At 53.4% G+C, this 14,251-nt stretch carries 12 protein-coding genes; all 12 read right to left on the bottom strand.

Features of this window, described 5'->3' with window-relative positions:
* Window positions 1-58: 58 nt before the first annotated feature.
* From KKG35_01785 to galE, 12 genes are read right to left on the bottom strand one after another with little or no spacing between them, the layout of a single operon-like run.
* Entirely contained in the window at window positions 59-1,258 is a 1,200-nt protein-coding gene (locus KKG35_01785; protein MBU1736848.1) for a glycosyltransferase family 4 protein, read from the bottom strand.
* Window positions 1,236-2,495, bottom strand: coding sequence for a glycosyltransferase family 4 protein (locus KKG35_01780; protein ID MBU1736847.1), 1,260 nt, complete (start codon window positions 2,493-2,495; stop codon window positions 1,236-1,238). The genes KKG35_01785 and KKG35_01780 overlap by 23 nt, the downstream gene beginning before the upstream one ends.
* 4 nt (window positions 2,496-2,499) lie before the next feature.
* A complete protein-coding gene (locus KKG35_01775) occupies window positions 2,500-3,126 on the bottom strand; it encodes a class I SAM-dependent methyltransferase (protein MBU1736846.1) in 627 nt (208 codons plus the stop codon).
* A gap of 39 nt (window positions 3,127-3,165) precedes the next feature.
* Window positions 3,166-4,212: a glycosyltransferase family 77 protein gene (locus KKG35_01770; protein MBU1736845.1), complete on the bottom strand. Its 1,047-nt coding sequence runs from the start codon at window positions 4,210-4,212 to the stop codon at window positions 3,166-3,168.
* A gap of 51 nt (window positions 4,213-4,263) precedes the next feature.
* Window positions 4,264-5,454, bottom strand: a complete 1,191-nt coding sequence (locus tag KKG35_01765) for a hypothetical protein (protein ID MBU1736844.1) — start codon at window positions 5,452-5,454, stop codon at window positions 4,264-4,266.
* A gap of 4 nt (window positions 5,455-5,458) precedes the next feature.
* Window positions 5,459-6,280 (bottom strand): sulfotransferase, encoded by an 822-nt coding sequence (locus KKG35_01760; GenBank protein ID MBU1736843.1) that lies wholly within the window; start codon window positions 6,278-6,280, stop codon window positions 5,459-5,461.
* Window positions 6,277-7,776: a lipopolysaccharide biosynthesis protein gene (locus tag KKG35_01755; GenBank protein ID MBU1736842.1), complete on the bottom strand. Its 1,500-nt coding sequence runs from the start codon at window positions 7,774-7,776 to the stop codon at window positions 6,277-6,279. The genes KKG35_01760 and KKG35_01755 overlap by 4 nt, the downstream gene beginning before the upstream one ends.
* Window positions 7,773-8,972 (bottom strand): glycosyltransferase, encoded by a 1,200-nt coding sequence (locus KKG35_01750; protein ID MBU1736841.1) that lies wholly within the window; start codon window positions 8,970-8,972, stop codon window positions 7,773-7,775. Before KKG35_01750 ends, KKG35_01755 begins: the two co-directional genes overlap by 4 nt.
* Window positions 8,969-9,871 (bottom strand): sulfotransferase, encoded by a 903-nt coding sequence (locus KKG35_01745; GenBank protein MBU1736840.1) that lies wholly within the window; start codon window positions 9,869-9,871, stop codon window positions 8,969-8,971. Before KKG35_01745 ends, KKG35_01750 begins: the two co-directional genes overlap by 4 nt.
* On the bottom strand, window positions 9,868-12,171 hold the full coding sequence (locus KKG35_01740; GenBank protein MBU1736839.1) for a glycoside hydrolase family 55 protein: 2,304 nt from the start codon (window positions 12,169-12,171) through the stop codon (window positions 9,868-9,870). Before KKG35_01740 ends, KKG35_01745 begins: the two co-directional genes overlap by 4 nt.
* A 24-nt stretch (window positions 12,172-12,195) precedes the next feature.
* Window positions 12,196-13,104: a UTP--glucose-1-phosphate uridylyltransferase GalU gene (galU, locus tag KKG35_01735; GenBank protein ID MBU1736838.1), complete on the bottom strand. Its 909-nt coding sequence runs from the start codon at window positions 13,102-13,104 to the stop codon at window positions 12,196-12,198.
* Entirely contained in the window at window positions 13,101-14,243 is a 1,143-nt protein-coding gene (galE, locus tag KKG35_01730; protein ID MBU1736837.1) for a UDP-glucose 4-epimerase GalE, read from the bottom strand. Before galE ends, galU begins: the two co-directional genes overlap by 4 nt.
* Between the last annotated feature and the right edge of the window lie 8 nt (window positions 14,244-14,251).

Here is a 14,251-nt window from a genome sequence, read left to right as displayed (position 1 = left end):
CGATATTGGCAGTGGCGGAGATCCGGAACGGGTCTCGATCGTTTGGTCCGGGATATGCTCAGGAACCGAGGTCACTGTATATATCCATCAGCTTATTGCAGTGTGCGGCAAGGGAGTAGCTGGCTTCGAGTTTTTTGCGGGCGTTCGAGCCCATGCTGATCCGGAGGTTTTTGTCAATCGCCAGGGCGTGCATTTTCCGGGCAAGAATTCTGGAATTACCCATGGGGAACAGAAGCCCGGTCTTTCCATCATCGATCTGTTCGGGAATGCCTCCGATATCGCAGCCGATCACGGGCTTGCCCAAGGCCATTGCTTCCAGCACGACCATGGAGCAGTTCTCATACCACTCGGAAGGAACAACGACAAAAGCGGCGTTCTTGATCAGTTCGACAAGCTCCTCACCGGTCTTGTAGCCGAGAAATTCAGTTTTGGGAAATCGCACCTTCAGTGATTCCAGCAAGGGACCGGTGCCGACAATCTTCAGGGGGAATTTCGTGGCACCCGTCATGCCCGCAGCCAGCAGCGTTTCAACCCCCTTTTCCTTGGACAATCTGCCAAAATACAGGGCATAACCCCGATCAGCATAGTTGGGCTGAAATGCATTGATATCTATGCCGTTACGCAGCACCCGAATCTGATCTTTTTCCACCCTCCGGCCGACCAGATCGGCAAGAAACCGGCTCGGCGCGAGAAACAGGTCCACTCCCTCGTAGCTCTTGCGAAATTTATGAAAAAGAGCCTCACCGGCAAGGAGCAATCCCCTGCTTCGACTGCCCTGGCAATTGCGGGTAAACGGGTTCCAGAAAAACCTGCCGTTACAGGCGGTGCAAATCTCATCCCCACACAGGGCGAGATATGACGGGCAGATCAGTTTATAGTCGTGCAAGGTCAACACCACCTTCACCCTATGCTTTTTCAGAACCGGAATAATCGACGGGGTCAACTGATGATAGATGTTATGCAAATGAGCAATATCAGGCCGCTCTTGTTCCAAAAGCGCGGTCAGCTTGGCCACCGCCTCGGCGGAATGGACAAACGCCCCTGCTGTTTTCAGCTTGCCGGTAAGTCCTCCGGCGGATTCGTAGTTCACATTGTCGACAAAATATTCGGAATACGGCGATTCGAGGTTGCGCGGATCCCGCATGGAAAAATCGATCACTTCAACCCCGTTTCCGGTAAGAAATTCGCGCTCCTGAAAGAAGACGCGCTCGGAACCGCCGTTTTGGTAGAAGAATTTATTGGCGAAAAGAATTTTCATGACAAATTTGCTGGTATTTTTGATGAACAGCCTGTGCAATAACATCATAGGTACGGTGTTCTGTCACATAACGCCTGCCATTCTCACCCATTGCCGCACCCATGGCCGGGTTGCGGAGAATTGCCAGAATCGCATCCGCGAAGGCGCCGACTTCGTATGGAACACAGAGCCCTCCGTTGCTTTCAGAGATTACAAGGCTTTGCTCGGGGTGGTCATTGGCGACGACCGGCTTCCCCATGGCCATATATTCGATGAGCTTGGTCGGTGAGGTGGAATTAAGAATAAATGTCGGATAAAAGGGCGAGACGCAGACCTCGGCACGTCGCACATACTCCCATGCCTCAGCCATTGGCAGAAAGCCCGTGAAAACCACGTGGTCCTCAATATTGAGCTCCTTTGCTTTTTCCTGCAAAAAGAAACGATCCGTGGGGTCTTCGCCGTCCCCGACAAAATAGAGCCTGGCCGTCTCTTCCTTTTCAAGCACCTGCGCCAGGACATTTAATAAAAAGTCGAGGCGGCGCATTTTTAGAAGCGTACCCAGATAAAGGATGATTTTTTCTGCTCCCGCATGGGAGTTTAGTTGAACTCCCGGATCTGTCTGTTGATAGGGAATTTTTTCAATTTCCACCCCCATGGGAACCGCAGTGATCTTCTTCAGATTAATCCCCATGCCGGCGACGTCTTTTTTCATCTGCTCACTCTGGACAAAAACATGCACTGCGGCAGGCAGAATGATCTTGTACAGGAGAAATTTGTATACGGTTCCGCGGATCAGGTAGAGCATGGGGTATCGCGCAGTTCCGGACCTGGCCTGGTAGATGTCCGACTCGGGCAATGGGTAGGAGAGCCAATAGACGAATTTTGCCCCGGTCAATCTTGCCGCCGGAATCGCAAGGAGGGCCGGAATAAAATCATCTTTCACCTGGATGATCTGATAGCGATTCCTGCGTGACAATCTGCAGAGCCGCAATTCGTTGATAAATTTCAGGAGATGCTTTTTTAAACGGTTGACCCGGCAAAGGCCGTTGTCGGTGGCGGCAACCAGGGCCTCGCCACCGCCCCACTCCACCCGGTATGCTTTGGCGCAATCAGCCTCTGACTGCAGAATCCAGTCGATGCGGTAGTTCATTCCGGCCAGTTTACTGCCGAACAGCGTTGCCACATCGACCCGGAAAGGAGGGAATTTATCTTCGGCCAGGATCAAAATCCTGGTCCGGGGTGTCTTTTCTTCCGGCATGATCTCAGGCTATTCCGGCAATCCAGCGGTCATTGACGACTTTATAGTCCTCAAACTCTTCGCTTACCGCTTTACTGACCCCCGGCCAGTCATGGTCATCACCCGCCATCCAGCCTCCTTTACGCACTTTACTTCTCCACCGTGCAATGTCTTCCTTCACATCTGCATAGGTATGTCCTGCATCGATATAGACAAAATCCAGTTCCCCGTCTGCAAATCCGCCCACCGCATTTTTGCTGCTTTCCCTGATCTGACGCACCCGCGGGTCATCATAAAAACGGATGGTAAAGAGATCTCTGGCGATGGACAGCCGGAAGCGGTTCGAATTCAGGTCCTCGGCATCATAATCCGGCTGGTAGGGGTCTACAGAAACAACCTCATCAAAATAGAGTGAGAACAGACGAGTCGAAAAACCTGCCAGAGATCCCACTTCAACCATCTTTTTTCTTTCGGGAATCAGTTCGATCAGCTCTTTTAACGAATCCCGATTATGGAAATAGGTTTCGGTAAAGATGGTGATGGTCTGGTCGTCCAGTTTCCGCAGGAGCTGAAATCTGAAGGTCAACATGACCCTTTTCAAGGTTCTGGAATTTTTCAACAGGTTGGTTATTTTGTTGATGAACGCTTTCATTCTGCTTCTCCTGGGGAGTTGGGGGTCTTTTTGAATCCGTTAACTTACGCGGAAGCCGTATTTTGCGAAGACTTGAATCTTGCCCCGGTCGGACTTCGGACTGTTGGGGTGAAAGATGAAAACCGACGCCAGGGGCAATTCCATAAACATATGTCTGCGGAACAGCAACTGAGGCAGGGAAGTCACCGTAAGATTGCCGTCTTCACTCGTTCCTTTCACCGGGGTGTATATGCCATGTCCGGTGCGGGTTTTCTGGAAAAAGACCCGGATGGGATTTCCGTGAGTTGACTTTACCTGCTCGGGTTCTTTATATGACCAGCGAATACCCTGTTGGACCAGCGCCAGATTGAATGCCGCCTGATCATCGCAATTTTCCAGTACATACCTCTGGGCGGAACTTGTCAGGAGCTTTCCCGCTTTCGTGTTTCTGATAAAGAAGAACCCGCTGCATGCTGCAAATCCCCATAACTGTACAATTTCATTGGGGAAGAGATAAATATTCTGAAAGGCAACGTCATGGGTATCCCTCTCAAGAAGGTCCAGTGGATTTTTTATCCAGAAAGCATCAATGTCCGAGAAGATGACGTTGAATCCTTCATCGATCAGCAATTGGCAGATCAGAAATTTCATCGATGCCATCAGGAGGCCCTTGGGCAGAAAACCGGCGCTATTCAGAGTATCTCCTGAAACAGTCGGCAGGTCCAGGCGAATACACGGGAGTCCGCGGGAATGATAGTAAGCATATGATTCCTGGTCACCGCAGAACAGAATATAGTCGGTAATGCCAAGCGAAGAGATGTGACTGGCCCAGTTTTCCCCAACCATGAGGTACTCTTTGCTTACCAGGCTGAAGATAACGGTTTGCCGATAAAGGTGGATGGTCTTTTTCAGCTCCTGAATGTCAAGGAATGAGGCGGGTTTTTTTCGGCTCAGATCCTCCACGATTTTTCGTGTCCGGTCGTTCTCCCAGGATGTTTTTGCCTGGAGACTCTCCATGGCTCTGAGATGATCGTTGCCGCCGATATCCTTGATATCGGCAAAAGGTCTCGGTCGGTCCGTCAGGATATCAATAAGAGTTGCAAACATAATTGATCCTGTAAATATTCAACAGCGTGTCATGAGAAAAGAACTTAAATATCATATGGTTGCGTGCTCACTTAACGTTCTCGTGCGCGACTCGCCGAATCCCATTAAAAGAAACAGGGCATACGGCATCATGCCATGCATCAGTCCGTTCATGGTCCCGTTGATCATGATGACGGCGCTTGCCAGGAGTAAGGCGGTTGTGATCGTGTCCTCTCGGGCCCACCTGCCTGCCGACCAGAAGAACGCAAGCATGACCGCGGAGTAAAGGAGGTAGCCGATCAATCCTCCGTATATGAGCCATTCAAGATTAAAACTGTGCCAAGTGAAATAGGTGTGCTCCCAGGAGTATCTGCTTTTTCCGGTTTTCATTCCCTGGCCGATGAGCGGCGATTTGGCAAATTCATGGAACCCTTGCCTGAAGTGTATGCCGCGGCGGTACAAAGACTGTTTCCAGCAGGTCGGATTCGTCAGCCGCTCTATGCCGTTTATCGCATCACCCCGGATCGTTTCACGCGCCGAAATCCTGAAGGAATCGGCGTTTGTGGCCAGAAAAATGGTGGAGATCAGGGTGGTGCAGAGGAGAAGCGTCATCAGCAGTCCGGATTTCCCGTTCCGGATCAGAAGGTAGGGGATCGGCGAAAACAAGAGGGCCAACAGGTAGGCGCGGGGCATATTGATCAGCAGCAAGACAAAGAGGATCGCCAGGAGAAGAATGAAAGACAGTTTCCGGAATCCCCGAACTATCAGCAGGTAGAAGATTCCGGTCACACAAAGGGTGGAAAAATCTATGGGATTCATTTCAAACACGATGGTTCGTGAATAAGTCTTGAGAAATGAGACAAACTGCACCGAGCCAAGGCTGATCACCCCCAGGATCAAGAACAGGAATGCGCGGTGAAGTTCCTGCTCGTTTCTGATCAGGCTTTTGATCACGAAATAGGAGACCACCGGGATGAAGAGGGCGTGAAAGGCGATAAAACCACTCTCGATTATGGAATTCGAGAGCAATGTCGACAGGAAGAAGAGAAAACACAGCAGCGCGATAAACAGGTCCGTGGCTCCGAAGTTGTAAGTGAGATCCGTTCTGGTCACCAGAAGCAGCAGCGCCATGGCCGCGAGAATGATCATGCCCATGGAGTAAGGGTTGAACGTCACCACCCCGATTTCGAATTGCATGAGCCCTTTGCTGAAAGGGAGAAAAGCGAGAGTCAGGGGGATGAGCCATCTGGAGATGAATTTCATGATTTCATTGTTCCGTAGGTTGATTGCATGAGGAGCGCATCAGTTTTCGGGCTTCAGCGTAAATCTCTGCACAGTGTTCTTCGATTACCGCCCGAGCTTCTGGTGAGAAGGATTTGAATTTGCTGAGGCTTCCCGTATGGATAGCCCCGGAGAGGCTCTCCAGGTATGGTTCGTTGATAAATTCATAGACCGTTCTGAGGAGCGCCCCGCTCTGCCGGATCAGGTCGTCGTATTCGATCACCAGAAGATTTTCCGGCGAAAATCGTTCGGCGATATCGAACACCTGGGCTGTTTTGCCTTTGTAGGCGAGGCAGGCCCGCGTCAGTTTGTCCTCCCAGGGAAGGAGGATGTTTTTGAACAGACTTTTACAGGGCTTGGGATGGTGTTTCTCGCCACAGGCGTGATACAGCTCGTTCAAGGCGAAGTTTTCCCAGTTGTTCACCATTGACCAGACAACTGAATAGGGGTTTCGCAGGATCCAGATCATCTTGACATGATCTTTGTGGGCAAAATATTCGTGGTAGCACTCATTCACATAGGTCGTCTGGAAACAGTATCTCCCGGCGTCTGCAAAGCGTTTGTGGCCGCAGAGAATAAGGGCCGCATCCAGTTCGTCATCCTTGCCGGTCTGAAAATCCACGAAACCTTCACTCTGCCGCAGGATTCTGGCAAGGAGCGTGGTTCCTGAGCGCTGGCATCCGGTAACCAGAACAGGCTCGGGGTAATCGCCGAGTTTCGCGAGGAGATTGCAGCCTTTACTGCGCACCTCCCGGCTGAATTTCTGCCAGGTACTGATCGGTTGTTCCCGTCGCTTTAGCGTGATCATGGGCGTCCTGTTATTCTGTCTGTTGTCTGGCGGAAAAAAGCCTTGATCCCGGCCGAGATAAAAGGGTCGTTTCCGGCCATCACTACCAGATAGAGTGACGTTGCCGCCAGACAGTAGAAGATCAGATATCTGTTAAACGGGCTGATATTGACCAGGATAATGGAACCGAGGATGTAGAGCGGCCATTTGAGGGAGTCGAAGGTGATTCCGAAAAAGTCCCGCCACGGTGTTCCGCATAACTTCATGAGCCAGCCGATACGCCAGAATGCGAGCAGGGTGATCGATACCGCATAAAGAACGAGGGCCGGAACAGGTCTGCCCACCCATGCCCCGACTGTAAAACTCAGACAGATGACCGCCAGGGACACCGTGTTATGGAGAAGCCTTTCTTTCTGTTTTTCATGCAGGTCGTAGATGATACTGATCGGCCGGATTGCGAAAATAACGATAAAGACCGGGGTGAGCAGTTTTACATAGATCCCGGCCTCCATCCATTTCGTCCCGAAAATAAGGCCGAAGAGATCGGAGAGGATAAAACTCATGAAAATCATGGGCGCTCCGAAATAGATGAGAGAATACCGGTAAAGACGCCGGGTGTCTCCGGCAACACTCTCGCCGTTGCGGTAATGTTCCGAAGCTTTCTGTGAATAGCTGCGCCCAAGTGAATCACCGATAAGTGTCATGGGTTCCCCGAGGATCCGCTGGGTCAGGGCGTAAAGGCCTGCTTCCAATGGGCCGAAGAAAAACCCGATGAGCAGAAGAGGGGCCTGGACGCTTGCCCTCTGGATGAATGCATCACCAACATATTTTGGGAAAATACGGTATCTGCCTGCGATCTCCAGAATCCGGCGGATGTTGCAGCTTGTCCAGACATCTTTCAGGGGTTGCAGACCCACAACAAAAAGGGCGACTGTTGAGCAGAAAACCCCGGCGACTCTGCCGGTCAGAAGACCGGTCGGGACGCCTGAGGCAATCAGGCCCAGGGAGATGGAAAGGCTTCTGTCGGTTACGGCGGCAATGATCTTAGAGGTCGCGAGGCGGTTGAAATGTTTCAAACGCAGGAACCACATGTCGGTGATCTGCTGGATTCCTGAGACCAGAATCAACAAGGGGATGAAGAACAGAAGGGTGGGGGCGCCGAGGTTCAGCACCGTGGCGAGATAAGCAGGGGCTGTGAGAATGGCGATCAGGCAGACGAGACTTGTGGTTGCAACAAGGAATATGCAGAGGGCAACAATGTTGTCGGCGTCGGCATCATTTTTCGGCAGAAGAATAGTATTGTTGTAACGGAGGCAGGATATGGCGACAAAAACTTCTGCAACGGCGAGCAGAAGCGAAAATGTTCCGAAAACCTCAGGGGAATAGAGCCTGGTTATCAGCGGCGCCAGACCAAAGGTGATGATTCTGGCAACAACATTGCCACCCACCAGGGTCATGGTGTTTCTGAAGAACCCGTTTTCTGCGGCGGGTAGTGTGGTCGATGAAACAGCGGTCATTGGCCCCCCGCTGCTGCAAAGGCAAGTTGAACCGCCTGGGCGAAACGAAGCCTGGGGGTGATGATTTCGCGGCTTGTTTTTTTAACTCCGCAGATGATCTCCCGGTAGAAAGCTTCATCGTCCAGCAGGGAATCGATTTTACGCCGCAGATCATCGCTATTGTCGGCTCGGTAGAGAAGCCCGTTGACCTTCGGCTTGATCAGGTACGGGAAGGGGCCGAAGTCCGGGGCGACCACCGGGATCCCGAGCGCCAGTCCTTCCATGGCTGCCATGCAGCGTCCTTCCGGGAAAACGGTGCGGGTTGCCACCACCAGAATTCTTGCCGCCTTGAGCAGCATGATGATCTTGCTCCTTGCAACCTTGCCGAGGACGATCACCTGGTGATTGAGACTTTTTTCGGCAATCCGGTCCTTGAGCTGCTGCAGGTCGCGGCCACCTCCGGCATAGATCAGCAGGAATTCCGGGTTGGTCTTCAGCCGTTCTTCCAGCGCGCTGAAGAGGTCGAAGATGCCCTTGTACTCCTCCATCCGGCCAACATATAAAACGTAGGGGCGGGAGGTATATTGAAGCAGTTCCGGTGCGGGAGAGAGGTTTGCCGCTTCGCTGATGAAATCCTGGAAACCGACATCGAATTCGTGGATTCTCGCCGACTGCACTCCGGCCTCAAGCAACTCCTGTTTCAAATATGGTCCATGGCAGATCACCCCGTCGGCCCTGATCATACAATGGCCATCAAGGGTGGCCACGAATTTCGCCATCTTCGATTGCCCCGGAACGGACACCCGATTATGCCGGGAATGGATCCATGGAATGGTGTGCAGCCTGGCCGCGAGAAAGGAGATCCAGAGCAGGGGACCGCTACTGCCACAGATGATCCGGTGGGGGCGGTAAAAAATAATGATAAGAAACGCCTTGGAGAACTGGTACAGAAACAGCATGAATTTATAGAGCAGGAACCGGGTACGCGTGTTTTCAGTTTGGAGCACGATTGCCCGGACCCGCCCCTTCCGCAGGTCTGCTTTCCGGTTACTGCAGGAGAGAAGGAGGACCTCCCGGCCGCAGGCAAAACGGAGGAAGTCACCGATAAAGGCCTCGGTGCCGCCTTCGGGGACTGCTCGCGGACACTCTCCAAGAGCAGCCAGCTGGTCGGCGACATCGCCGTTTTTGATATACAGCCAGCGGGTTCCTTCGTTCATGGCGCCACCCTCTCGTTTTCCGCACTGTAGCCGTAGTAATCGAGCAGCGGACCTGCGTATCTGGCTATCGTGTCAATTTCATCCCGGGTGAGACGGTCGATGCTTTCCCGGTTAAGGTTCCTGAGTGACTGGGTTGCGCAGCCGGTGACGGTAGCCAGTGAAAATGTTTTGTGCTCAACTTCCGCAATTGCCTCGGCATCGACCTCGAGAAATTCTCCAAGCCTGGCTGCGCAGCCCGGCATGTTGTCGGCCAGGTCCTCGTAGCGGATTTCGAGATAGTTCTTGACCTTCTGCCGGTTTTCTTCGAGCGCTTCACCGGCCCGGCGCCAGTGGCGGGCGGCCCGTTCCACTGAATGGCCGGATTTTCGTTTGATCCCTTCGCAGACCGCGTACCCGTTGCGGACAAGGCCGATAAAATAGGCCTGTGGAAAATGATGGTTCAGAAAATCCATCCGCAGAACATTGGCCGGGGTTTTTTCCACGATAATCCTCTTCGGCGGTTTCGGCAGCGCGTTCATCCAGTCGTGGAGAAGGCGAGGGATCAGAACGGCAGTACCGGTCTGAGGCAAAAGCAGGTCGTCGGCATACTCGGACCAGATCCTGTCAAAACCGTACCGGTAAGCTCTCGGCAGGGTCCTGGTGTGGCGTTGTCCTTCATATTTCATGGTCGATACCAGACCGCATTTCTCCAGGGCTTTCTGGAGCAGGGTCGTGCCGGAATTGTTGCAGCCCACGATGAAAACCCATTTATGGCCGGAAAGTATTTCCCGGTAGTGCTCCGTGTAATAGTGTTTGCCGCCTGCAATATGCCATTGCCACCATCTCCGGGTGTCTTCAGTGTATATGTCCGCCTGGCGCAGCAAGCGAAACCGCAGGTTGGCGACTTTATTCATGATCATGAAGGATCGCCTGAAGTTGCGTGTCCGGTCCTGATCAGAAGGGGGCGTTCAAGAACCGGGGAAGTGAATGTCCTGTTGCCGCTTCGGACTTCAATCATATGCCATTGATCCGGGTCGGTTCCCTCCCCATGCTGCAGGTCGGGCGACCCTTCCCCGGCAGGTCTCGGCGAGTCGATCAGGTTGACAAACATGCTGTCCGGAGAGTTTTGAATGTAAAACAAGGCTTCTCCCTTGTGGGCAGCGCCGTTGCCGCCATATCCGAAGATCTGGATGTTTCTTGAATTGTTCACCAGCATCACCGGCCGGTTCCCCTCGCCCTTCAGACCATGGAAGGAAATATTTGCACTGTTTTCCACCCTGATATTGCATGCACCGGCTGATCTTTCCGCATTACACTGGTAAAAGGAGAGCGGGCCGCTCGTGTTTCTTACCTCAAGATGGCTATAGGGTTCTTCGAAGGCGAAAGGGAATCCGTCATCCTGGAAGAAATTGTATATCTTGCCCTCGCCGCCGCTTGAAACATAGAGCAGGGAGTGGGTCCTTTTCTTCTTCATGCCTTTCCGCGCCTTGCCGAATCCTGAAAAGGGGGGCAGGGTATCGAAGTTGACATCACGGACAATCGTGTTGCCCCGCAGGTTTAAGCTGTAGGTGTCGGGAACGGAATAGGGCGTATGCAGACCGAGGAAGGCAATAGTGGCAGAACCTCCGGGTGCATCAGAGGTCTGGATCAGCGGCGCGGCAGCGAAGGGTGAGCTGATCGTCCGGCAGCCGCTACGCGATGTGATAACTGAAAGGTGCCTGGCAATGCCGATCAATTGGGTGTCCGGTCTCAATTTGAGCGGTGCCGAGATGTTGTAGTATCCCTTGGGCAGAAATACGGTCCGGTTTTCATCGATGGCCCGCTGAAGGGCGATGGTGTCATCGGCCCGGCCGTCTCCCTTGGCATGGTATGGGGTGCTCCGGACGTTGGCCGCACCTGCTGTTTCCCAACCGGGGAACCCTGCCGCCCACAGGTGACGGCTTTGCAGGTTTTCCGGCGGTGCTGCGCGGTGGAGGATACGGAGCGGATCGTTTCTTTTCCGGCCCTCTTCATAGACGTTCATTGAATAACGCCAGTCGCGCCATTTTCCCGGCTGAACCGGGTTTGCATATTCTTCAACCCTGATCCAGCCGTCCCGGGTGGGGGGCGGCAAGGGATCGTCATGCCCGCTGATGATCCGGCTTGCGTTCCGGAGATACACGTTTTTCAGGTAGATACTGCTCTCCGAGGTAAAGGCCGGGCCTGGCGCTGAGAGGGATATCCGGCTGTCGATGAAATTCATCTGCCCGTGAAAGGGGGCCCAGCCGGCTGCTTTGCCGACGATCGGGACGCTGTTGCCGGGGGAGTCGATCCGGATACCTGCCGCAGAAAGTGCCTGCCGCCCCTGGTAAACGATTGCCGCCTCGATTTGTCCGATCAGGGTGATCCCGGTGATGGACGGGGATGGTTGGGTCTGATGCAGGTCCAGGCCATAGCGTCCACCGATGATCGTAACATCAACAAAGCTGCCTCCGGAACCGCATCCGCCTTCGATGCCGGTGATTCCATCCCCGACCTTGATCAGCGATTCTTGAATACCCGACCCTTGCGCACCTTGATGATGGATTGCCACAGCCCCCGGGTTGTTCCCGCCAATCTCAATGTTCAGATTCACGAACATCTGATTCATGGAAACCGGAGGGGCAGGTTTTTCAGGTTTATCAAAGCGCCTTGCCCAGAAATGAATGACCGGTTTTGGCTTGGAACGGCTACCAAACCCTTTAGCGCCGGATTTCAGAAAGATTGTCGGTCGGGTCCCCGTTCGTGACCCGAACAGAATACAGGGGTAATTCCGGGCATGATTGATTTTGCCGTTTGAACGTTTGTAATAGTTCTGGATGCAGGAAATAGTGTCGGTGATCATGTAGGTTCCTGCAGGGAAATAGGTGACCATCTGGTGGTCTCTTGCAAAATCAACGGCGGCCTGGATGGCTGCGGTTGCATCATTTTTCCCGGTGGCATCGGCCGAGAAAGGCGCTGCGGTCACATCGACCAGGCCGAGTTCGGCAAGCCTCCGGTTTCCCGGTTCATCCGGAATTTCCAGACTGATGCCATCGACCACCGGCCCGGTAACGGTCGGGTGGACGAAGGTTGGCGACCAGTCACTATTGCCTGTTGCGGCGGTAACGGCTTCCATGACCACCAGGAGAATGACCAGGAACGGGTATTTGATGGAGATCGGCCGGTGGGAAATGGAATCTCGAAGCAGGTTGTATCTCATGAAATTTCGCCCGGAGAACTCATGCTATCCGACTTTTTTCAGTTCCGGTTTGGTGACGCGGCATTCCTCACCGACGATCTTTTGCAGATACGGCATCAGTTTCTTATGGAGATCGGGCCAGTCCAGGGCGAAAGCGAGGTTCGCCAGCTGGAAGCCCGCCTTGTCGCCGCAGTCGAATCTTTCTCCCTTGAAACGGTAGCCAAAGATCGGCTGTTCTTTGAGCAGCATTGACATGGCATCGGTAAGCTGAATCTCATTGCCGGTACCGATGATTTTCCGATCGAGCAGGGTGAAAATTTTTGGAGTCAGGATATACCGGCCGATAATCGCGAGGTTGGACGGCGCATCCTTGGGGTCGGGTTTTTCCACCAGGCCATTGACCCGGGCCACCCCGTTGATATTTTCCTTGATCTCAATGATTCCGTATCTTGAGGTTTCTTCCCGGGGGACTTCAACCACCGCGACGATCGATGAACGCAACCGGTCGAATTCGGTCATCATCTGGGCAAGAACCGGGACGTCGGACTGGATCAGGTCATCGGCGAGGATGACCGCAAAAGGCTCGTCACCGATGATATTTCTGGCACACCAGATGGCATGGCCAAGGCCAAGAGGTTGATCCTGCCTGGTATAGGTGATGGTGCCCGATTTAGGGACAAGATCTTTGATCTGCCGGAGCAGGTCGGTTTTGCCGCGTCTGCGTAACGTTTCTTCCAGGACCAGGGATCGGTCAAAATGGTCCTCAAGGGCGCTTTTCCCTTTGCCGGTGACAAAGATGATTTCTTCAATGCCGGAAGCAAATGCCTCTTCCACGGCATATTGAATGATCGGCTTATCGACAACCGGCAGCATTTCTTTCGGCATCGCTTTTGTTGCGGGAAGGAACCGTGTACCGAGGCCGGCGACCGGAAAAACGGCTTTGCGGATTTTCATGTCTGTTCTCCTGTTTTCACCCTTCGGGCATAAATCTCGTGCGAACAGGCAGGCTGCTCAAGCATCGTATCCGGAGCAGTGTTCCGGTTCGGAACGGGTTGGCCGGGAGCATGGGAATCCGTCCGTTTTTTTTCCGGTGCTGTCCGGTGGTGCCACCTCCAGGCGGTCTGAATGATGGTTTCCAGATCTTCAAATTGCGGTTTCCAGCCGAGAACCCGGCGAATTTTGTCTGAGCCGGCAACCAGAATAGAGGGATCACCACTCCTCCTGGCTGCTGCAATCACGGGGATGGAGTGACCGGTGACTTTTCGGGCAATTTCGATCACTTCACGAACCGAGTATCCTTTGCTGTTCCCCAGGTTGAAACAGCCGCTGTCTCCTCCCGCCAGAAGTCTGGTCAGGGCAAGCAGGTGAGCGCGGGTCAGGTCGTTGACATGGATGTAGTCCCGGACGCAGGTGCCATCAGGGGTGGGATAGTCTGTGCCGTAAATACTGATCGCCTCTCTTTCGCCGGTGGCCACTTTAAGGACCAGCGGGATCAGGTGTGATTCCGGGTTGTGCCGTTCACCGATTTGTCCGGAAGGGTGCGCCCCGGCCGCGTTGAAATAGCGCAGAGCGATATATCGAAAATCAAATGCTGCGGCGCAGTCGCGAAGGAGTTGTTCAATCGTGAGTTTTGTCGTGCCGTACGGATTGGTCGGCAGACAGGGATGCTCCTCGGTGATCGGGGTTGCCAGCGGTTCTCCATATACTGCTGCGGTAGAAGAGAAGATGAACCTGTTGACTCCGAATTTTTTCATTGCCGAGAGCAGTTCGATCGTCTTTGCGATATTGTTTTTATAGTACTTTAGCGGATCCGTGACTGATTCTCCGACGAGGGAAAATGCAGCGAAATGCATGACCGCATCAATCCGGTTATAACCGAAGACCGAGTCAAGGACTCCGGGGTCGCCAAGGCAACCGGTGATCAGTTTGCCGCCACAATAAGACTCCCGGAAGCCGGTTGAAAGGTCATCAAGAATAACGACCCTGTGTCCCTGCCCGAGGAGTTCTTCGACCATGTGGGAACCGATGTAGCCAAGCCCGCCGATTACCAGGATTGTCGGTTGGGTCTTGTTTGTCTGCCCGGAATTAACCATCTGCGCGC

This window comes from Pseudomonadota bacterium (assembly GCA_018823285.1).
GTDB lineage: Bacteria > Desulfobacterota > Desulfobulbia > Desulfobulbales > JAGXFP01 > JAHJIQ01.
Note: the sequence above shows the minus strand (reverse complement) of the source record. Positions and strands in the feature narration are given on the sequence as shown.